The following is a 20,081-nucleotide window of genomic DNA, read 5'->3' on the forward strand; positions in this document are numbered from 1 at the left end:
AAAAGGTCCAGCTTCGGCTGGACCTTTTCAACATCATTCACTCACCTAAGCACCGCACTTGCAAATCTGGATCATTCAAGAACCGCGAAGTCACAATGCGAGATCGACAGGGTGGCCCAGAGTTGGCGTATTTCCAACTCTGGGTTCTGCACACTCACTCGCGACACAACCTCTACTTCAGACCTAGCGGCCTAATCTCTCCCCCGCTCGCATTTCTAATCCCCAACTGAATCGGCCTCGGTGGGCCTTTCTTCGGAATCGTCGCCAGCACCCAGACCTCTTCTCCACGTTGAACGTGGCTCGGATCCTGCGCTGTATCAGGGATGAAGAACAGCACGGGCTCCGTGACCCTGACCACCGCATCGCTCGGCGATTCACGCATCACACGAGTGAACGAAAGGTTCTCGCAAACGCCGAACTGCGAGTTCTCGAACGCCGCAGTCGGCACACCATCGCGCATGACGATTGAGCCGCACTCGTGCCCAAAGAAGTAAGGACCATTCCATGAGTTCTTCGCCTTCATGGTCTCCCAGTTCTTGATATCGGCCGCGTATTTCTGCGCTACTTCTTCCGGAGTTCGCGAGTCCTTCACTTCGATTTGCAGCGCCACATATCGACCGCGAATTGGCAAGTTCGGATCCCACCTCTGCGTCTTGAACCACGCCTGCGGACGCGTCTTGCGGTCATAGAGCAGCTTGGCTCCAAGCGTCGAAATCAGCAGAACGTGCACCAGCGCAACCGCCACTGCCTTCGTCATAGGCTTCATCGCGCACCTCCCGCCGTACGCGCCACCAGCTTGCGGCGCAACTGTTCAAGCTTCCATCCGCCTAGCAGGAAGAGCAGTCCAAATGCGATCAGCGACGCCGAACGCCCCAGCTTGTCCATCATGGTCGAGAAGTAGAACGCGATGATCGTCAGCGCAAATCCGGCCACGCCCAAGTCGATTCGCTCTCTCCGCTGCTCCTGCAATCCCCACACCACCACGCCAATCGAACCCAATGCGTACAGCAGATACTGCAACACGTTCTGCATCAAATCCGAATAATCGAGCAGCGGAATCGCCACTACCCACACAGCGAATGCGACGTTCCACACCGCACCCTTGCCGCGCAGGAACCACGCCACCACCAGCGGCAGAGCAAACGCCATCAGCAAGCCGATGACGTGCATCGTGGCCGTCGCACTTGGGGCATGCCTCCAACTCTCCTCGTGACCAATAAACGCAAGCATCGGAGACAGCGGCAGCACCATGATTCCGCCGATCCATGCAAGCGCCTTACGCAATGTCGAATCTTCGCTCCCTTTGCGCGCGCCTAGATAAGCAAATGCCAGCAGTGTCAGGCACTGCGCAAGGTAGCGTTCCGAGTACGCATAGTGATCCATGCGCACCATCCATTCCGACACGATCCAAGCAGGAACCAGCACCATCGTCAGCGTTGCCTGCACCCAGTCGCGCAGAATCCACCACCCGACCGCCGCGCCCGCAGCCCACAGCATCACGCCACCCGGCCAATGCTCTTGCAGATTGAAGATCTGCCCGGCGAGAAAGATTCCTCCACCTAACGCGACCGTTCCAATCCCATGCAGCGCAATTCCCAACGCGTGCGAACGCCCCATCAGCGCTCCGCCTGCCACATGGAATCCCGTGACCATCGCGATCACCAGCGCAAAGCGCTGCGCGGGAGACATCTCATCCCAATGCGCGGCCACAAACAGCAACACCCCTGCGGCCACCATGATTGCGCCAAAGGCGATTGCCAGCAGCACCGGCCACTGCAGCCCCGCGCGCTCCGCTTTCGACTCAAACTGCCGGATGCGCTCAGCCGCTTGCGTGTCGATCACACTGGCCTCAACCCACCGCTGTAGTTTCTCGTCCAACTGTTCTGAAGTAGGCATAGTTTTGCGACGCAACAATACCCTTATCTACTCTGGCTGGCAAGCGAACACTCTGCGGACTCCGCGATTCGCCGTACAAAAACTTAACAAAAGATGACTTCACGCTCGCTGCATTCGGAGTACCTTGTCCTCCAATGTTCCGGACCCGCCTACGCGGCACCGAAAGGAAAGCGCTCTCATGAGACCGAAAGTTGTTCTCATCGTTGTGCTAGTTCCTGCGGTTGTTCGTCATATCTGTGGTCAACCGTCAGCCACGCCGACGCCGGCACTCCGTTCGAATACCGATCTTGTACTTGTCCCCACCATCGTCACCGACAAGTCCGGTCATCATATTCCCGGACTCAAAGCTTCTGACTTCTCTCTTCTTCAAGACAAGAAACAAAGTCGGCGCATCGCTTTTTGCGAAGAGATCACGCACGCCTCGGCTCGCACTCCGCAGCACGATTCTCTTCCACCCGGAACCTTCACTAATGTGATCGGCAGGAGTTCTGCTCCCAAGAATGTCGTCGTGATTGCAATTGACTTGATTAACACGCCATTCTCCGACCAGGCTTTTGCGCGCAAAGCTATCATTAAGTACCTAGCCGAGAGCATCCCGCCCGATACATCAATTGCTCTGCTGTTGATGACTCCGGGTGGAGTTCGCATGCTGCACGATTTCACAACCGACAGCGCTACGCTCATCGCCGCTTTGCAGGCAGTTGCGAAGGCAAACAAGAACTCAGACGGCCTCGCTTTTCCTAAGGCAGTTAGTATTTCGCAGATTGAGAATGAGGTGTCTAAGCTCTCAAAGTTTGGAGCCGAGGGATCACCGACGTCAGAGCAACCGAAATCGACCTTGCGCATCGCAGTGTTGTACAAGACACGGCTTCTGCGCTCTCTGAAATAGCTCACGCGTACTCCGGAGTTCCCGGTCGCAAGGCTCTCGTCTGGATAACATCAGGCGTGCCGGAATCCATAGAACTTGCCATGGCAGTGTTTCAAAGCAACAATCCATTGAAGGTTCATGAGACGGACGTATCTACGTACTTTGAGCGTGCGTGGAAAGACCTCAACGATGCAAACTTCGCCGTGTACGCCGTCGACGCCAGTGGACTATTCACCGGCAAAAGTTACTCGGGACAGATCCGCCCTAAAGTTGCGGCTGGATCGTTAGCTCATAGATCGGCTGAAGACCAGGCTCCGATGCTTGTTCACCAGGAAACCTTCAACACTCTGGAAACAATGTCGACGATGACCGGCGGACGCGCTTTCCTCAACACCAACGATCTTTCCAAGGGCATACATACCGCAGTCAACGATTCAGAGAGCTACTACCTTCTCGGCTTTTATCTCGACAGCCCCAAACCCGCACCCGGTTGGCACAAGTTGAAGGTCAGCACCTCCCGCAAGAACGTCTCGGTCCGTTCGCGCGAAGGCTTTTTCATTTCCCAGGCCCCAGTGGACTCCACAGACAGAGTCACCGCCGACCTCTCGCTGGCCCTGCGCTCTCCCCTGCAATTCAGTGGACTCCCGCTGGTGCTGCGTTGGCAACAATCAACTCAGCCATCCCCAAAGACTACTTCTCAATCCCAAGGCACAAGTAGCACGAAGACGCACATCGAGTTCGATCTCGTGATACCGCCCAATTCCATTGAGATCGACGAAGCGTCCTCCCGTGCGGTACACGTCGACATCGTAGGCATAGCGCAGGATTCTGCTAGCGACAAGGCCGCTACAATTCGCCACGTCATTAACCAGAAACTTACTTCCGAAGCCGCCGCCAATCTTCGCAACAATGGCTTGATTTACAAGGACTCAATGGAACTCGCACCCGGCAACTACATCGTCCACCTCGCCGTGCGTGACAGCCTCAGTGGAAGATTAGGATCTTCATCGCACCGCTCGAAGTACATTGAAGATGGCCCAGAGTTGATACATCGGTGGGCCGTCCCAGCTTTGAGAACATCATGTTGCTGCGCCAGAGCAAGTTGCTACCTCTCGCCTCTCTGTTAGCCGCCGATCAGAATTCTCCGTATTACCACGAAGAGAATAAGGGTTCCATCTTCTACGCCGAGTCCTGGGCTCTCACGCACTATCTTGAGATCAAGGACATTCAGAACCACACCCAGCACATGTCCGAGTACGGACGCCTCGTGATGAACAAGGTCGATTCCGTTACGGCTGCCACGCAGGCTTTCGGCGACCTCAAGGTGCTTGAGAGAAATCTTCAGCGCTACATCGAGCAGGGCTCATTCCTCTATATACGCGTGCCCGGCGCGACCGAAATCGACAGCTCCACCTACAAGGTTGTGCCCATGTCGATCAACGACGCTGATGCCATCCGCGCCGACGTCCTCGCCCTGAACAATCGCGTTGAGGATTCGCGCACTCTACTGGCGCGCGTGCTTCAGCAGGACCCTCAAAACGTCTCTGCCCGTGAAACCATGGGCTATCTCGCCTTCCGTGAAGGCAAGTTGAAGGAAGCGCAGGACTGGTACGAGCAGGCCGTTAAACTCGATTCGCAAAGTTACCTCGCCCACTACTACTTCGCTGCAATCACCATGCGCGAAGGTCTCTCGCCCGAACGCCTTTCGCAAATCGAATCCAGCCTGCGCCAGTCCATCAAACTCAATCCGGACTTCGCTCCTGCCTGCGATGAACTTTCACGTTTCTATGCCATGCAGCACAAGAATCTCGACGAAGCACGCGCGCTCAATCTGCGAGCCGTCGAACTCGAACCTGCAAACCTTGGTTTCCGTCAGAATGCTGCCAACCTGCTCATGTTGGCCGAGCGCATCGATGACGCTGTGCGCGTACTCGAAGTCGCTACAAAACTTGCCACTTCTCCCGAGCAAGTGGCCGCGCTCAACTCGCAGATCGAATCCATTCAGCATTACAAAGCCGAACGCGAACGCTACGAGCGTCAGTCACGCGAATACCACAGCCAACCCGACACCGGCAAAGTAGTCAACGTCGAGGTCACCGATCCCGAGCCCACCCTCGAACACCACGGCCCACGCCGCACCGCTAGGGGCAGGCTCCAGAACATCCAGTGCAGTTCGCCTGCAGCCCTGCGCCTCACACTCGCTGGCGGTCCCAAACCGATCGAACTTCGCTCCCGCAACTACTACAAGATCGAGTTCACCGCTCTCGGCTTCACCCCGAAAGAAGAACTCCACCCATGTAGCGACCTCGACGGCATGAAAGCTAAGGTCACCTACTTCGAGGGCACCACCCCCACCGAAGGCCAGATCATTGCAATCGAAATGAGCAAATAGCAGAGCAGCGTGATCTAAGCACCGTACATACTAGCGCTGATTACGGTGAGCATATTCGACCGGAGTCAGCCACCGCACCCTGCATCCCGTTCCCGCCCATCTAATCTTTACTGCAATAAACTCTCAATTCCTCCGTCATACCCAACAGGAGAGCTCAAGCGCGCCATCATGTCCGAAGCGACACAAAAAATCGCAGACACTTTCGCACGCGAGAAGGCACGCTTTCTCTCCTTTGTTCGACGTCGCCTTTTCGATCTGGCTGACATGGACGCCGAGGACATCGTTGCCGAGGTCACATACAATCTGCTGCAACGCGCCGACGTAATCGGCGAGGTTGAAAACCTCAGCGCCTACATCTACCGTTCACTGACTAACCGCATCACCGATCACCAGCGGCAATCCGTTCCACGGGTGTCAGCGGTCGAAATCGCAGATCCCTCGCAGCCTTCTCAGCCGGTTCTGCCGCCCGACTCGCGTCCGCGTCCCGATCAGGCCCTTGAGCACGACGAACTTCGCCGGCGTCTCTTCCTCGCCATCGACTCTCTTAACCCACCCGAACGCATCGTCTGGATTGCCACTGAGATCGACGGCCGCAGTTTCCGCGAGCTTGCCGAAGATTGGGACGAGCCCATCGGCACTCTTCTCTCGAGAAAGAGCCGCGCCACCGAGAAGCTTCGCCGCCTACTCGCCGATTACAAGAACATCCCATAGGAGTTTTGCAATGATGAACTTTCACGACCACGCCTATATGACCCCGCCCCGCCACCGCGCCTCGCGCGTGGTCGCACACATCGCCATGGCTGTTGCTTTTGGCGCCGCACTGTTACTGCTGTTCGGCTATGCCGTAATGGTGCTCTGGAACCAAGTTATGCCGTCACTCTTTGCCGTTGCTCACATCTCCTTCTGGCATAGCGTCGGCCTTCTGCTGCTCGCACGCATCCTCGTCGGAGGCTTCCATCACAGAGGTCATAGCCACCATCGTTTTGGTCACCGCAACTCGCGACGGCAGTATGAACAATGGTGGCAGGAGGTTGGACAGCAGTCTTTCCGCGACTTCTCAGCCGCCAACCCGCATGAAAAGAGTTAGGCCATCGTGCGCGAGAATTCACGCCCCCTCAGGTCTTTGCACAAAAATGAGAAAAACCTGGTTGGGCGTGCAATAACTCTGCTCCGCCATCGTCTTACCCAATGAAGCATCTTTTATTTTGTTCAGGAGTTTGCCGTGGTAGAACAACGTATCCTTGACTCGTTCCAACTCATGTGGGGACCCTTCCCCGAGCCAGTCATGCTGATTCAGAAGGATCGGACCATTCTTGCTGTTAATGATCTCGCCCGCTCCGCTGGCGTTCCGTCCGGAAGCAAGTGTTTCAGTCTTAATCCTGAAACTGGTGGCCGCAACGAACACTGCAGGCGCTGCAAGGCCAATCTCGCGCTCAAACTCGGACAGACCGTTTCCTCCGAAGAGGACATGGGAGACGGCCATCGTGTAATTGGCTACTGGATGCCGCTCAAGGAAGTTCCCGACGTCTACGTCCACTTCGGCATCGGCACCGCCGAAGCCATGGGAGTGGCCAAACCCGCCCTCGACCTCACCTCAATAGCCCCCGCCAACTAACCCGCCCAGTTAATCCAAAACACATGAGGGTACCGCAGGTACCCTCATCGCCAGTCTTGATATGCGCGCGCATCTCCTGGCCAAAAACGCACGATCAGCTGCCAATGTACGCTCTGCCTCTCAGGGCCAATCCGCCTTGCTAAAATATTCCTAAGCCGTTCATGACCTTCTCCGAACACTTCGACATTGCCGTTGTTGGCGCCGGGCACGCTGGATGCGAAGCCGCGATGGCTGCTGCCCGCCTTGGCCTGCGCACCGGACTATTCACCCTCAACGCCGACCTGATTGCGCAAATGTCCTGCAACCCCGCAGTCGGCGGAATCGCCAAGGGCCATCTTGTCCGTGAGATCGACGCTCTCGGCGGCATCATGGGCGAAGTCACCGACGCGGTGGGCATTCAGTTTCGTCTGCTCAACACCTCTCGCGGCCCGGCTGTCTGGTCGCCGCGCGCGCAGTGCGACAAGCAAGCCTACCGCGTCAAAATGAAACAAGTTCTGGAGTCGCAGCCCAACCTCCAGATCAAGCAAGCTGAGGTTGCCGAGCTTTTGGTCAGCGACGAAGGCGACCAGCATCGCGTCACTGGACTTCGTCTGCGCGACGGGCGCACCATTTCTGCGAAGGCTGTCGTTGTCACCACCGGAACGTTCCTCAACGGCCTCATTCATTGCGGCGAGCAGACCTACCCTGCCGGACGTAGTGGCGAACCCGCATCCGTCTATCTCGGCGAAAGCCTGAAAGCCCTCGGCTTGCGGCATTGCCGTCTCAAGACCGGAACGCCACCCCGCCTTGACGGGCGCAGCATCGACTTCTCGCGTTTTCAGGAGCAGCCCGGCGACGCCGAACCTACGCCATTCAGCTTCCGCACAAAGAAGATCACGCAGCAACAGGTATCGTGCTACATCGCGAACACCACCGCCGAAACCCACCGCATCATTCGCGAGAACGTGCATCGCTCGCCCATGTACAGCGGCCAGATCCATTCCATCGGCCCGCGCTACTGCCCTTCCATCGAGGACAAAATAGTCAAGTTTCCCGACAAGGAAACTCACCAGCTCTACCTCGAACCCGAGGGCCTGAATACGCACGAAATCTACATCAACGGCATGAGCACCTCGCTCCCCGTTGAAGTTCAGCTCGCGATTCTCGCCTCGATCCCCGGTCTCGAAAAGGCCGAAATGCTGCGCCCCGGCTACGCCATCGAATACGATTCCATCGACCCCACCGAGCTTGAGCGCACGCTCGAAACTCGCAAAATTCGCGGTCTTTACCTTGGCGGACAAATCAACGGCACCAGCGGTTACGAAGAAGCCGCCTGCCAGGGATTGATGGCCGGGATCAATGCTGCACTCGCCGTCAAAGGCGAACCGCCACTCATCCTGAATCGCAGCGAAGCATACACGGCGATCCTCATCGACGACCTCATCAGCAAGGGGACGAACGAGCCTTACCGCATGTTCACCTCGCGCGCCGAGTTCCGCCTGCACCTGCGCATCGACAACGCCGACCGCCGCCTCACTCCACACGGACGCCGCGTGGGCCTCATCTCCGACGAAGCCTGGGCCGACTACGAAGCCAAGCAATCGCGCATGTCAAACCTTCGGCAGCAACTCGAAACCCAGCGCGTCCCCAGCAGTTTCCCGCGGTTCAAAGAGGGGGGTCATCCTGAGCGCAGCGAAGGATCCCGGCCAGTCCCCGATCTCAACCAGACGTTCACCAAAAACCGCCAGTCCGAGGGTGGTGTAGTTGACTTCAATCCTGACTCCACAACTAACACTGACATCTCGGGTGCCCCACATATGCCCTCAGTTGGCATGTGTGGGGAAGCACTGACTTGTGCATCTGCTCCCGTGGGCCTAAGCTCCCTTTCCGAAAAACTCGGCTCCGCCTCTGTCGCCGGACAAACCTGGGCGCAACTCCTCCGTCGTCCTGAAATCACCATCGACGACCTCTTGCCCATTTGCCGCCAGTTCGCTCCCGAGTTCTTTACCCACGACGGCCTCGATGCCACGAGAGAACACACACACCTTCCGCGCTCCATCTGGGTCGAACTCAAGTCGGTGGAAACAGAGGTGAAGTACGCTGGCTACCTCCAGCAGCAGCAGAAAGCTATCGAGCGCCTGAAGAAAGCCGAAACCAAGACAATCCCCCAGTGGTTCGATTACTCCACTGTCAGCGGCCTCTCGCGCGAGATGAAAGAAAAGCTCACGCGACTCCGCCCCCAAACCATCGGACAAGCCTCGCGCCTTCCTGGCGTCACGCCCGCAGCAGTCTCGCTGCTCAATGTCTATATCGAAATCCAATCGCGCCAGCGCAAACAAGCCAGTTCCCTCGCCGACTAGACCTTCTTTTGTACTGTGCAGTGCGCGGGTGCCCATCTTCGATGCTGTGGGTGCGTGTACATGATCCAAGAGGGTGTACCTGGATCGGAGCCGGGTGCCCCATCTTCGACGCGCGTTCTGTGCGCGGCTAAGGTGGGAAAGCAAAATGCCGATATCTGCACCACCCCTACTGTCCTGCCCAAAATGAAACGCGGTGCCTCCGAGGAGAAAGCACCGCAAAACCTGTCACGATCCTCTGCCGTTCATCAGGACTCAGTCGTGTCGCTCCAATGATCACGCATTCCGGCTGCGACCTGCGGCCAGTAATTCTTCACGCTCCTGCTCGACATGAACAGTCCAACGTGTCCGCCCGGCACCAGTGTTTTTCCAATGACAGGAGCACCCGTGAATTTCTCCTCTGCGCTGAAGACCTGTTCTGGCGGCGTAATGTCATCCGATGATCCTGCGATCAGATACACAGGGCAGGTGATCTTGCCCAGGGAGCCATCCTCAAACAGTCGATTCTGTTGGAACAGCGTCTCCACCGCTTCAAGATAGAACTGCCCCGGCAAATTCAGCACATGCTCATACCACGAAGCGAAGTGCTTCGTGCGCTGCAGGTATTTCTCATCATCCATCTTTTCGAACAAATCCACATATTTTCCGCAGTAGTTCTGATACGCGTGCATGGACTTCCATCCTGCCAGCATCATCGCGCCGCGCATCAATCCTCCGCCCGCTTTCACTATGCTGCGGAACCACTCGATCGGATGCTCATTTGACAAGCGCTTCACGACGCCATCACCAGCCTGCGTATTCAGGGGGGTTCCAGCAATCGTAATTGTCTCCACCATCTCCGGAAAGCTGGCGGCGAACATGGCCGACAGCCATCCGCCTTGGCACAGTCCCACCAGGTGAGCGCGCCCGCCAATCTGTCGCACAGCCCGCCACAGATCGGCGACGTAGTGGTCGATTCCGTAATCCTTCATTTCGTACGTGGCCGATTTCCAGTCCGTGCAAAACGTGTGGAAACCTGCATTATTGAACACCTGCACCAAGCTCTGGCCTTCATCAAAGTCCGCAATCGTAGATGAGTGCCCCGCATAGGGAGCCACGATCAGCACTGGAATTCCCGATGCCTTGCCAAACTCGCGCACCTTCATCGTGCTCAAATCCGCGATCACTTCGTTGTGGGTCGTCCACTCCGGAGCAGGCGGAAACGTAACTTCGGTTGCCGCCACCCAATAGTTAAACAGTCGAAATTGCGGCATCATCGACATCCACGCCGTCGTGCTGCTTGCAGTTCCCGTGCCCGCGCTTCTTGCTCCCGGAGCACTCACCTTGTCGGAATTCAATCGTTCGCTCACACTTCCCCCAACAACTTCCGTCCTCAAGCTAACATTCAGCTACTCTGAACGGAATCGGGTGTTGTACTGCACTCACTCACCGAAATCACACGACCTGCCGTACTTACTCCAACTCACGGCTCGGAAGGCGCTATCTCACGTTCCCATCCAGCAAGGTTCAGACTCATCTCGGTGGCGATGCACACAAAACTCACAGCATGTGTTCAATTCCGTAACACAATTCCCATCTTTTCTTTCGTAAACACACCCGCTCAGTATAAAGTCACATATTTTTTGTGCTCGTATTTGTATATGCAGTATGCTTCAATTCTCTAGCACGAGCACAGCTGCTTCTCACCGCCTGCCGCGCTACATCACGGTTTCTAGCAGGACTGAAGTTTCAGGAGGTAGAGATGAGCTTCCGTTTGCGCCTTGCAACGGCTCTCTTCGTGTCGATTTCGACTCTCGCTATTGCGCAAGTTCGTGGCAATCTTCAAGGCCGCATCTCTGATCCCACAGGCGCATCTATAGCCAACGCGCATGTGGAACTCACAGAATCCGCGACCAATCTGCATCGCAGCACCACCACATCCAGTTCGGGAGACTACGTTTTTCGCGATCTCAACCCCGGCGCATACCGCCTCGATGTTTCCGCGCCTGGCTTTCAAAATCTCAGCCATCCACGCATAAAGGTGAACGTTGGAGAAACCGCAGCCGTCGATCTTGCATTGACGCTCGGCAGCGATAAGCAAACCGTCACCATCAATGCGGAGCCGCCCGTGCTGCAAGCCGCGACGAGTGATGTCGAGACCAACATTCCCGGCACTGCTGTCGTTGCAATGCCGTTGAACTCGCGCAATTACGTGCAACTCACCACACTCGCGCCCGGAGTCGAGTTGCCCCCCGGCACCGTTCTTCCCCGCATCAATGGCGGACGTCCGCGCACCAATGAATATCTCTACGATGGCATCTCCGCGCTGCAACCCGAGCCCGGACAAGTCGTTTTCTTCCCCATCATTGACGATATTCAGGAATTCACCGTGCAGTCCAATAATGTTGCCGCCGAGTTCGGGCGCTTCAATGGAGGCGTCGTCAACGTCGCCACTCGCTCCGGATCCAATGACCTTCATGGCAGCCTCTACGAGTTCCTGCGCAATGAAGATCTCAACGCGCGCAACTATTTCTCAACTTCATCCCGAAAGCCCGAGTACCGCCGCAATCTATATGGCGGAACCCTCAGCTCTCCCATTGTTCGCAATCGAGTTTTCTTCTTTGGCGGATATCAAGGTGTGAAGCAGTTGATTGGTGTCACGCGAATTTCCACTGTGCCTACGCTGAACGAACGTCAAGGCATCTTCACCGGCGTTGCACACATTTACGATCCTGCAACCACTGCATACAGCGAAGGCAAGTACTCCCGCAAGGAATTCGCAAACGACATCATCACGATGCCAATGGACACAGAAGCCTTGGCGTTGCTCGCGCGTTATCCGCTTCCCAACTTGGCGTCCGCCACCGGTGCGAACAATTACTCCCGCACGGCCAATGATACGGATCACCAGAATCAGTTCGATGTCCGCGTGGACGGTGCGCTTTCATCTCACGACCGGACTTTTACTCGCTATTCTTACTTCAACGAAGTTGAGCAGCCAGTCACTCCGCTTCCCGATGGCAGCGGTGCAATCTCCGGTTCAGTGATCGGCACCGGAGGCGTCGCGGGACTCTCACACGTGCTCGGGCAGCAGACCGTCTTCAGCGAGACTCATACCTTCGCCAATCATCTGCTCAATGACGTTCGCCTTGGCTATACGCGCCGCAGCAACAACATCCTTGGCCCCACTGTCAGCGATACGGCTTCGAATGCGCTCGGCATTCCTGGCATCCCAACCAACGCCGCATTCAACAATGCTCTGCCTCTGTTCACCGTTACTGGATTTCAGCAGATCGGAGCATCCGCCAGCACCACTTCGCAATATCAGACTGGCGTATGGGAATTGGTCGATGGGCTCTCATGGACACACGGACGCCATTCCATCAAGGGCGGCATCGATTTCCGTTGGTATCAACTGAACACCATCGCGCCCCCGAATCCCACTGGCGCTTTCGCCTTCACCACCACGGGCACGAACACGCAGATCACCAGTGGCACCATCGGAGGTAACGCGCTCGCCAGCTTTCTTCTTGGCCAAGTCGATACCTTCCAAATCGATCTTCAACAAAGCAAGCTTCGTCCTCGCGACCACATCATGGAGTATTTTCTGCAAGACGATTGGCACGTGAGCAGTCGCCTGACACTCAATCTCGGCGCACGCTGGACCTTACACTTCCCCTCGACTGAAAAGAACAATCAGGGAGCGGTCTTCAATCTCTCAACACAGCAACTCGATTACCTCGGACAGAACGGCTCCTCGACAAGCGCCCGCGAATTGCACTACGGCAACATTGCACCCCGCGTCGGCCTTGCTTTCCTGCTCACTCCAAAAACTGTCGTGCGTTCTGGCTATGGCATCGTCTTCATCGATCAGTCTGGGATCACCACACCATTCACCACTCCGCAGTTTCCGTTCATTCAGAACGTGCAGCAGAAGACTCAGGACAGCATCAACGCCGCGTTCACACTTTCCAACGGCCCCACCGTCGTCGCCATTCCGCAAACACCCGATGCTGGACTCGGACAGAGTGTCTATACCGTCAATCGCAACTCCGGTTCCGGTTACGTACAACAGTGGAACCTTGCCATCGAGCGCCAGCTCACCAACAACCTGTCATTTGAAGTCGCTTACGTCGGATCGCACATCGTCCACGTCGGCATTCCTGATTCCAATCTCAACCAACTCACCGTCGATCAACTTTCGCAGGGCACCGCATTACTCGCCAAGGTCACAAACCCCTACTACGGCCAGCTTCCCACGTGGAGTTCCATCGGTAGCAAGACCGTTACACAGGCGCAATTGCTCAAGCCCTACCCTCGATTCCTCAACGTCGCCATCTATCGCAACAACACTGGCGAGACCAACTACAACGCCATCGAAGCCAAGCTCGAACAGCGATTCAGCCGCGGCATGTACTTGCTGTTCTCCTACACGCACTCCAAGCTGATCGACGACGCATCATCCGTCTTTTCCTCTACCGTACTTTCCTCTCCAAACTCGAGCAGCCTGGTTGCAGCCGATACATACCACCCGCGACTCGAGCGTGATTCCTCCAGTGGCGACATGCCTAACGTCACCTCCATCAGTGGAATCTACGACCTGCCCGCCGGACGCGGCCATCGCTTCGCGTCCACCGGCATAGCCGACAAGGTCCTCGGCGGCTGGCGTCTCAACGTCATCGTCTCGCTTCAATCAGGCATGCCCGTCACCATCACGCAAGCCAACAACTACAACTCTTTCGCCGGATTCGTTCTGCAGCGCCCCACCATCACCGGCAACCCGGCATTGTCGTCCAACAAGCGGACGCCCAAGCAGTTCTTCAACACCAGCGCGTTCACCGAAACCAAGCAGTTCGCCATTGGCAACGCATCCCGCAACCCCGTGCGCGGTCCGGCCTATCGCGACCTCGATGTCGCGCTGGTTAAGAGGACCAAACTTTCCGAGCGCACCAGCCTTGAGTTCCGTGCCGAAATGTTCAACGTCACGAACACTCCCGCTTTCGCTCAACCAAACGGAAGTGCCGGAACCGCATCATTCGGCACCATCACTTCCACTACTACCGACCCACGCGTTGTCCAGTTCGCCTTGCGCCTAAGCCGGTAACTCCTCTGACAAACGGGACTCCACTGCCAATACTTCGGAGCCCCGCTTTTCGTTCATGCAACAAACATCTCAAGTGCATCTGCTCTCATTCCGAGTGTCTGATCATCCCGCGTAACCTACATTCACGAATTGGCGCATCTCCACCGCGCTCCTTTATCATTCCCCCAACAAGGAGCCCACATGAAAGCCGTCGGCTACATTCAGTCCTTACCGCCTTCTGATCCCAAGTCGCTGTTCGATTTCGAAGCTCCCAAGCCCACCCCTGGCCCGCGCGATCTCCTCGTGCACGTCCATGCAGTGTCGGTGAATCCGATTGACACCAAAGTCCGTATGCGCGCGCAGGGCACCGAAAGCCAGCCCAAGATTCTCGGCTTCGACTGCGCCGGAGTCGTTGAGTCCGTCGGCCACGAGGTCACACTCTTCAAGCCCGGCGACGAAGTCTTCTACGCCGGAACCCTCACCCGCCCGGGCACCAACTCCGAGTTCCATGTTGTGGACGAGCGCATCGTCGGACACAAGCCGCACACTCTCTCCTTTGCCGAAGCCGCAGCTCTGCCTCTGACCTCCATCACCGCATGGGAGCTGCTTTTTGACCGCTTGCGCGTTCCACTTGGCAAGCCACAGCAAGCCGGGACGCTTCTCGTCGTCGGAGCCTCCGGCGGCGTCGGCTCCGTCCTCGTACAACTCGCCCGCCGTCTCACAGGACTTGCCATCATCGGCTCCGCCTCTCGGCCCGAGTCCCAACTCTGGGCCATCCAGAACGGCGCGCACCAAACCGTTGATCACTCCAAAAAGCTCAGCGAAGAAGTTCGTAAGCTCGGCTTCAAGTTCGTCGAATACGTCATCTCTCTCACTCACACAGACCAGCACTTTGACGAGATCGTGGAGATCATCGCCCCGCAGGGCGCCTTCGCACTCATCGACGATCCCGCCCAACTCGATGTTCGCAAGTTCAAGCCCAAGGCCGCTTCACTCCACTGGGAGTCGATGTTCACGCGTTCCGTCTTCCAGACGCCCGACATGATTGAGCAGCACCGAATCCTTGAGCAAATATCGAGACTTGTCGATGAAGGCCTTATCCGCACTACGCTCAACGAGCCTGCCGGACGCATCACCGCCGAAAATCTCCGCAAGGCCCACGCCGCGATCGAACAAGGCAAGTCCATCGGCAAGATGGTGCTCGAAGGCTTCTAGCCCGCATCTCCACTCTTGACGAGGGTGCCCCGTCCTAGCTCCGCTGGGGCGGGGCTGTTGCTGTTGCTCTTGCTGTTGCTGTTGCTCTTGCTCTTGCTCTTGCTCTTGCTCTTGCTCTTGCTCTTGCGGTTGAGTGTCATCCTGAGCGGAAGCGAAGGATCCCTACCCCGAATCACATCTTCACCGCTGCCCCAGGTCACCTAACACTAACCTCGCGAGGCTTCTCCTCACCTCCCTCAACCTCGATTCTGGCTTCCTACTCCCGCTGTGCATTTCCTGGTTTTGTGACGGAAGTCATAGCTCCCCACCCCGCAGCCCCATAGGCTTTAAATAGAAGGTCTATCTTTATATATGTCGACTAATGCCGTACCCCCAGTAGAAGCCGCGCTGCCCGATCCCGCTTCGAAGCCCAAGAAGAAGCTGGTGCGCCGTGCCGCGCCCGACCGTTCTCAGCGCACGCGACTCATCGTGCAGTCCGCGTTTATCCTGCTCAACGTCTTTCTCTGCGCCAAGTTCTACCTCTTTGTTAAATACTTCGAGTCCGGCGCTACGGGCCCGCATGTTTCGCGCCCTGCCGGAGTTGACGGCTGGCTTCCCATCGCGGGCCTCATGAACACGCGCTACCTGTTCGCCACCGGACACATCCCCGCGATTCATCCCGCGGCCATGGTCCTGTTCCTCATCTTCGTCGCCATGAGCCTGCTTCTGAAGCGCGCCTTCTGCTCCTGGCTCTGCCCCATCGGCACCCTCTCCGAATATCTCTGGAAGGCCGGCCGAAAGTTTTTGGGACATAACGCCAAGCTCCCGCGTTGGATCGACATCCCGCTGCGCTCTCTCAAGTACCTGCTTCTCGCCTTCTTCGTCGTCATCATCGGAGGCGAGTCCGCCGCCTACCTTGAAGATTTCATGAACGGCCCTTACGGCCTGCTCGCCGACGTAAAAATGCTGCGCTTCTTCGAGCACATGGGCTCCACCGCTGTCATCGTCATCCTTGTGCTGGGCCTGCTCTCCGTGCTCATCAAGAATTTCTGGTGCCGCTACGCCTGTCCCTACGGCGCGCTCATGTCACTCGTCTCTCTCGCCAGCCCGGTCAAGATTCGTCGCGATCAGGACGCCTGCGTTGATTGCGGCAAATGCGCTAAGGCGTGCCCGCAGAACCTTCCTGTCGACCGCCTCGTGCAGATCCGTTCGGCGGAATGCACCGCCTGCCTCGAATGCGTCGCAAGTTGCGCCGCACAGGACGCGCTTCAGCTCGCACTGCCTCCGCGCACTTCACCCACGATCGCCGACCGTTGGACGGGACGCGCTCTGCAACCAGTCGCGGTCGTCATCATCCTCGCAGCCCTCTTCTTCTCCGGCATCGGGCTGGCTCGCATCTCGCACCACTGGCAAACCAACGTCCCCGACGACGTCTATCGCCAGCTAATCCCTCAAAGCGACACCCTGAGTCACCCAGGCTTCTAGCCCGCAACAAGAGAGGCGCTCACCCGAGCGCCTTTTCAATGCCAGAAAACATTGACACATGTGAATATGCGTGCACGCCATGTAAAAACATGTCTACATGTAGCCGTGTATACATCCACCTACACTAACCCAAGCACCGCGGGTGCCCCATATACGCTTGCCTCTTTTGGCAAGCGCATGTGGGATCTAACAAAGAAAGCGCGAAGCGCTCTCCAAAGGTTCATCCTTTGTCCTGCCGTTGCAGTTGATCTTGTTCTTGCTTCTGATTCGACTTAGATTTCTACCTTAGGCGTGATCTTGATCTTCGAGCTGTCACCCTTCGCGAAGCGAAGCCCCAATCCCTAGCATCCCAACCTGTCCGGAAATCCACACAGACCCAGAACCATTTATCCTGTCACTATGGATGACAGCACCCTGCTCGACCTTCTCGCCGCATACATTCCGCCCGCGGATGTTGACTCCCAACTTCTTGCCTCGATCCAAGCCCACCTGGATCTCCTTGTCCGCTGGAACCAGCGCATGAACCTCACTGCGGTGCGTACTCCAGAAGAAATGGTGACCCGACACTTCGGGGAGTCCCTTTTTGCTGCCCGTCAACTCCTACCCCGAGATTCTGCCCTGGACGTCTTCGATCTCGGCAGTGGCGCCGGATTCCCAGGCTTCCCGGTCAAGTATTGGGCTCCGACGCTCACACTGACGCTGATCGAGGCTCACGGCAAAAAGGCCACCTTCCTCAAAGAAGTCCAACGCGCCACCCAGGTATCCAAAGCCATCATCCGCAACCAGCGCGCCGAGACTATCTCTGAACAAGCCTCTCTGGTCACGATGCGGGCGGTCGAGAAGTTTGAGGCGATACTGTCATCCGCCATACGCCTTGTCGCCCCCGGAGGCCGACTCGCTCTCCTCATCGGAGCCACCCAGCACAACCTCGCTCTTTCGCTTCTGCCACAGGGCGATTATGTGGTCGCTCCGATCCCTTCATCCGACCAGCGAATACTGCTTACATGGAAGCGCCCCGCCTGAATGTTCCACGTGGAACATCGCCGTGCTCCATCCTTATGTTCCCCCTAGAACCTTCGCAAGCAATCGTTTGAGTGTTCCACATGGAACACTCAGCCTCACTCAAAGGCCTCGCCTCCCAGCCATAAACATCAATGTTCCACGTGGAACATCCACAGTTTTCCCCGAACCGGCTCGAGTCCGGTCGCGCGGCCCGCGCGCTGTTCCACGTGGAACATAAATTCACGTTCTGCACAGCTTTCTTCACTTATGCACCATATTCACAACCCTCCACAGCCCTTAAACCATTGCGAGCCGCTCTCCCACTCCTTTACCCTCAAACTTGTCCCACAATCGGCAACCGACGCCGTTTCATTACCGGCTGCCTGGAGCTTTCTATGTCTCGGGTCATCGCTATCGCCAATCAGAAGGGCGGAGTTGGAAAAACAACCACCAGCATCAATCTGGCCGCCAGCTTCGCCATGAATGGCCACTCAACGCTGCTAGTGGACTGCGATTCGCAATCCAACTCCTCCTCGGGTCTGGGGCTCGCAAAAGACGCAGATCGTCCCGGAACCTACGAACTCATCACCACCTATGCGCTCAGCGACGAAGCTGATCCCAACGAGCTCATCCAGGACACCGAAATCGACAAGCTGAAAGTTCTCCCGGCCTCCAGCCACCTCTCCGGCATCAATGTCGAGCTCGTCAACGGCGAATTCCGAGAATACCGCCTCCGTCATGTCCTTCAGAGGCTCCGCTCCGAGTACGAGCTCATCATTCTCGACTGCCCGCCGGCCCTCGACCTACTCACCATCAATGCTTTGGTCGCCGCAGATTCGGTCCTTATCCCCATGCAGGCCGAGTATTTCGCCCTCGAAGGCATCAGCGAGCTGTTAAATACGGTCGAACTGGTCCGCCAGAGCTTCAATCCCTCGCTGGAAATCGAAGGGATCGTCCTCACCATGTACGACGACCGCACAAATCTTGCCCAGGGCGTCACCGGAGAGCTCAAGTCCTACCTCGGCGACTATCTCTACGAAACCAGCATTCCGCGGAATATACGCGTAGCCGAAGCCCCCAGCCATGGCAAACCGGCCATTCTTTACGATCCCAAGTCCCGCGGTTCCGAGAGCTACGTCAAATTGGCTAAGGAAGTACTCACCCGCATAAAGAAACGCCCTGTGCCACAGCCATCACAAAGTGAGGTCCAGCAGTGAACTCGACCCAAGATAAGAAGAAAGCCCTCGGACGCGGACTCGGCGCCCTACTTCCGGCAGCCCGTGGCGTCCATTCCGGCAATGCAGCCCCAACGCCGCAGTCGCAGCAGCCCACCGGTGACCAAGTACGCGAGATCCCCGTCGACCAGATCGACCGCAATCCTTACCAAACCCGCACCGTTTTCGATGACATCGCCTTGAACGAACTAGCCGAGTCCATCAAGGTCTCCGGCGTCGTCCAGCCCATTACCGTCCGCCAGCACTCAGGACGCTATCAGCTTGTTACCGGCGAACGCCGCTGGCTTGCCTCCCAGCGCGCCGGAAAGAAAACAGTTCCGGCCATCGTGCGCCAGATTTCCAACGAGCAGGCCATGGAGATCACGATTGTTGAGAATCTCCAGCGCGAGGACCTCAACGCCGTCGAGCAAGCCCGAGCTTACGAGCGCCTCGGACGCGAATTCGGCCTGACGCAGGAGCAAATGGCTCAGCGCACCGGCAAAGATCGATCCTCGGTCTCAAACTTCCTGCGCCTACTAAAGCTCCCCGGCGAAGTCCTCAAGATGGTCGAGAGCAACAAGCTCTCCTTCGGACACGCCAAGGCCCTGATGACCCTTGACTCGCCCGAAGCCATGCTCCGTCTGGCCCAGCGTGCCGTTCAGCTCTCCATGTCCGTCCGTCAGGTTGAGGGAGCCGCCTACAACCTCGCTCATCCCGAACCGGCTGCAGCCAAACCGGAGCGCCAGGTAGATCCCAATGTACGCGAAGCCGAACAGCAGCTCCAGCGGTCGCTCGGCCTACGCGTCCAGATTCAGGACAAAAAGGGCAAAGGCAAGATCGTGCTCGAATACAAGTCGCTCGAAGACTTCGACCGCGTTCTAGAAATGCTCAACGGACAGAAGTAAGCAAACGACAAAGGGCGGCTCTTAGCCGCCCTTCTCTTCACAAAAAGACATTCACAGTTACAAATCTCTTAAGCTGTTTACTTCTGTGGTACCCCACCTTCAGAAACCATTA

Annotated in this window: 16 protein-coding genes; 13 read left to right on the plus strand and 3 right to left on the minus strand. The window is 57.1% G+C overall.

Annotated features, from left to right (window positions below; all coding sequences use genetic code 11):
* Positions 1–172 precede the first annotated feature (172 nt).
* Both AC6IZD_RS18485 and AC6IZD_RS18490 read right to left on the minus strand, forming a co-directional pair.
* Positions 173–766, minus strand: a complete 594-nt coding sequence (locus tag AC6IZD_RS18485) for a hypothetical protein (protein WP_497785091.1) — start codon at positions 764–766, stop codon at positions 173–175.
* Complete coding sequence (locus AC6IZD_RS18490) at positions 763–1,896, minus strand: DUF2157 domain-containing protein (RefSeq protein WP_497785092.1); 1,134 nt, start codon at positions 1,894–1,896, stop codon at positions 763–765. The genes AC6IZD_RS18485 and AC6IZD_RS18490 overlap by 4 nt, the downstream gene beginning before the upstream one ends.
* A 178-nt stretch (positions 1,897–2,074) precedes the next feature.
* Here AC6IZD_RS18490 and AC6IZD_RS18495 point away from each other — a divergent pair, with 178 nt between their 5' ends.
* The 7 genes from AC6IZD_RS18495 to mnmG all read left to right on the plus strand — a co-directional run bounded on the left by AC6IZD_RS18495 (position 2,075) and on the right by mnmG (position 9,110).
* Positions 2,075–2,785 (plus strand): VWA domain-containing protein, encoded by a 711-nt coding sequence (locus tag AC6IZD_RS18495; RefSeq protein ID WP_497785093.1) that lies wholly within the window; start codon positions 2,075–2,077, stop codon positions 2,783–2,785.
* On the plus strand, positions 2,782–3,891 hold the full coding sequence (locus tag AC6IZD_RS18500; RefSeq protein WP_497787600.1) for a VWA domain-containing protein: 1,110 nt from the start codon (positions 2,782–2,784) through the stop codon (positions 3,889–3,891). The genes AC6IZD_RS18495 and AC6IZD_RS18500 overlap by 4 nt, the downstream gene beginning before the upstream one ends.
* Positions 3,846–5,156 carry a tetratricopeptide repeat protein gene (locus tag AC6IZD_RS18505; protein WP_497785095.1) on the plus strand — a complete coding sequence of 437 codons (1,311 nt, stop codon included), beginning with the start codon at positions 3,846–3,848 and terminating at the stop codon, positions 5,154–5,156. The genes AC6IZD_RS18500 and AC6IZD_RS18505 overlap by 46 nt, the downstream gene beginning before the upstream one ends.
* Before the next feature lie 168 nt (positions 5,157–5,324).
* Positions 5,325–5,867, plus strand: coding sequence for an RNA polymerase sigma factor (locus tag AC6IZD_RS18510; RefSeq protein WP_497785096.1), 543 nt, complete (start codon positions 5,325–5,327; stop codon positions 5,865–5,867).
* A 10-nt stretch (positions 5,868–5,877) separates the two neighbouring features.
* On the plus strand, positions 5,878–6,243 hold the full coding sequence (locus AC6IZD_RS18515) for a hypothetical protein (protein ID WP_497785097.1): 366 nt from the start codon (positions 5,878–5,880) through the stop codon (positions 6,241–6,243).
* Between the two features lie 135 nt (positions 6,244–6,378).
* Positions 6,379–6,771 (plus strand): hypothetical protein, encoded by a 393-nt coding sequence (locus AC6IZD_RS18520; RefSeq protein WP_497785099.1) that lies wholly within the window; start codon positions 6,379–6,381, stop codon positions 6,769–6,771.
* Positions 6,772–6,932: 161 nt separating this feature from the next.
* A complete protein-coding gene (gene mnmG / locus AC6IZD_RS18525; protein WP_497785100.1) occupies positions 6,933–9,110 on the plus strand; it encodes a tRNA uridine-5-carboxymethylaminomethyl(34) synthesis enzyme MnmG in 2,178 nt (725 codons plus the stop codon).
* A 245-nt stretch (positions 9,111–9,355) separates the two neighbouring features.
* On the opposite strand, the gene AC6IZD_RS18530 is transcribed toward mnmG, so the two are convergent.
* Positions 9,356–10,456 carry an alpha/beta fold hydrolase gene (locus AC6IZD_RS18530; RefSeq protein ID WP_497785101.1) on the minus strand — a complete coding sequence of 367 codons (1,101 nt, stop codon included), beginning with the start codon at positions 10,454–10,456 and terminating at the stop codon, positions 9,356–9,358.
* 392 nt (positions 10,457–10,848) lie between these two features.
* On the opposite strand from AC6IZD_RS18530, the gene AC6IZD_RS18535 reads away from it, so the two are divergent.
* From AC6IZD_RS18535 to AC6IZD_RS18560, 6 genes are all read left to right on the plus strand, one after another.
* Positions 10,849–14,190: a TonB-dependent receptor gene (locus tag AC6IZD_RS18535; RefSeq protein WP_497785104.1), complete on the plus strand. Its 3,342-nt coding sequence runs from the start codon at positions 10,849–10,851 to the stop codon at positions 14,188–14,190.
* A gap of 180 nt (positions 14,191–14,370) precedes the next feature.
* Positions 14,371–15,384 (plus strand): zinc-binding alcohol dehydrogenase family protein, encoded by a 1,014-nt coding sequence (locus tag AC6IZD_RS18540; RefSeq protein ID WP_497785105.1) that lies wholly within the window; start codon positions 14,371–14,373, stop codon positions 15,382–15,384.
* 351 nt (positions 15,385–15,735) lie between these two features.
* Positions 15,736–16,848: a 4Fe-4S binding protein gene (locus tag AC6IZD_RS18545; RefSeq protein WP_497785107.1), complete on the plus strand. Its 1,113-nt coding sequence runs from the start codon at positions 15,736–15,738 to the stop codon at positions 16,846–16,848.
* Between the two features lie 399 nt (positions 16,849–17,247).
* A complete protein-coding gene (rsmG, locus tag AC6IZD_RS18550; protein WP_497785109.1) occupies positions 17,248–17,871 on the plus strand; it encodes a 16S rRNA (guanine(527)-N(7))-methyltransferase RsmG in 624 nt (207 codons plus the stop codon).
* A 374-nt stretch (positions 17,872–18,245) separates the two neighbouring features.
* On the plus strand, positions 18,246–19,067 hold the full coding sequence (locus AC6IZD_RS18555) for a ParA family protein (protein ID WP_497785111.1): 822 nt from the start codon (positions 18,246–18,248) through the stop codon (positions 19,065–19,067).
* Positions 19,064–19,969, plus strand: coding sequence for a ParB/RepB/Spo0J family partition protein (locus AC6IZD_RS18560; protein WP_497785112.1), 906 nt, complete (start codon positions 19,064–19,066; stop codon positions 19,967–19,969). Before AC6IZD_RS18555 ends, AC6IZD_RS18560 begins: the two co-directional genes overlap by 4 nt.
* The last annotated feature ends 112 nt before the right edge of the window (positions 19,970–20,081 follow it).

The sequence above is a fragment of the Koromonas humicola genome, assembly GCF_059726255.1.

Bases quoted from the DNA above. Each gene is read 5' to 3' on its own strand.
- AC6IZD_RS18485 (WP_497785091.1), bottom strand. From the start codon at position 766: ATGAAGCCTATGACGAAGGCAGTGGCGGTTGCGCTGGTGCACGTTCTG.
- AC6IZD_RS18490 (WP_497785092.1), bottom strand. From the start codon at position 1,896: ATGCCTACTTCAGAACAGTTGGACGAGAAACTACAGCGGTGGGTTGAG.
- AC6IZD_RS18495 (WP_497785093.1), top strand. From the start codon at position 2,075: ATGAGACCGAAAGTTGTTCTCATCGTTGTGCTAGTTCCTGCGGTTGTT.
- AC6IZD_RS18505 (WP_497785095.1), top strand. From the start codon at position 3,846: ATGTTGCTGCGCCAGAGCAAGTTGCTACCTCTCGCCTCTCTGTTAGCC.
- AC6IZD_RS18510 (WP_497785096.1), top strand. From the start codon at position 5,325: ATGTCCGAAGCGACACAAAAAATCGCAGACACTTTCGCACGCGAGAAG.
- AC6IZD_RS18515 (WP_497785097.1), top strand. From the start codon at position 5,878: ATGATGAACTTTCACGACCACGCCTATATGACCCCGCCCCGCCACCGC.
- mnmG (WP_497785100.1), top strand. From the start codon at position 6,933: ATGACCTTCTCCGAACACTTCGACATTGCCGTTGTTGGCGCCGGGCAC.
- AC6IZD_RS18535 (WP_497785104.1), top strand. From the start codon at position 10,849: ATGAGCTTCCGTTTGCGCCTTGCAACGGCTCTCTTCGTGTCGATTTCG.
- AC6IZD_RS18540 (WP_497785105.1), top strand. From the start codon at position 14,371: ATGAAAGCCGTCGGCTACATTCAGTCCTTACCGCCTTCTGATCCCAAG.
- AC6IZD_RS18545 (WP_497785107.1), top strand. From the start codon at position 15,736: ATGTCGACTAATGCCGTACCCCCAGTAGAAGCCGCGCTGCCCGATCCC.
- rsmG (WP_497785109.1), top strand. From the start codon at position 17,248: ATGGATGACAGCACCCTGCTCGACCTTCTCGCCGCATACATTCCGCCC.
- AC6IZD_RS18555 (WP_497785111.1), top strand. From the start codon at position 18,246: ATGTCTCGGGTCATCGCTATCGCCAATCAGAAGGGCGGAGTTGGAAAA.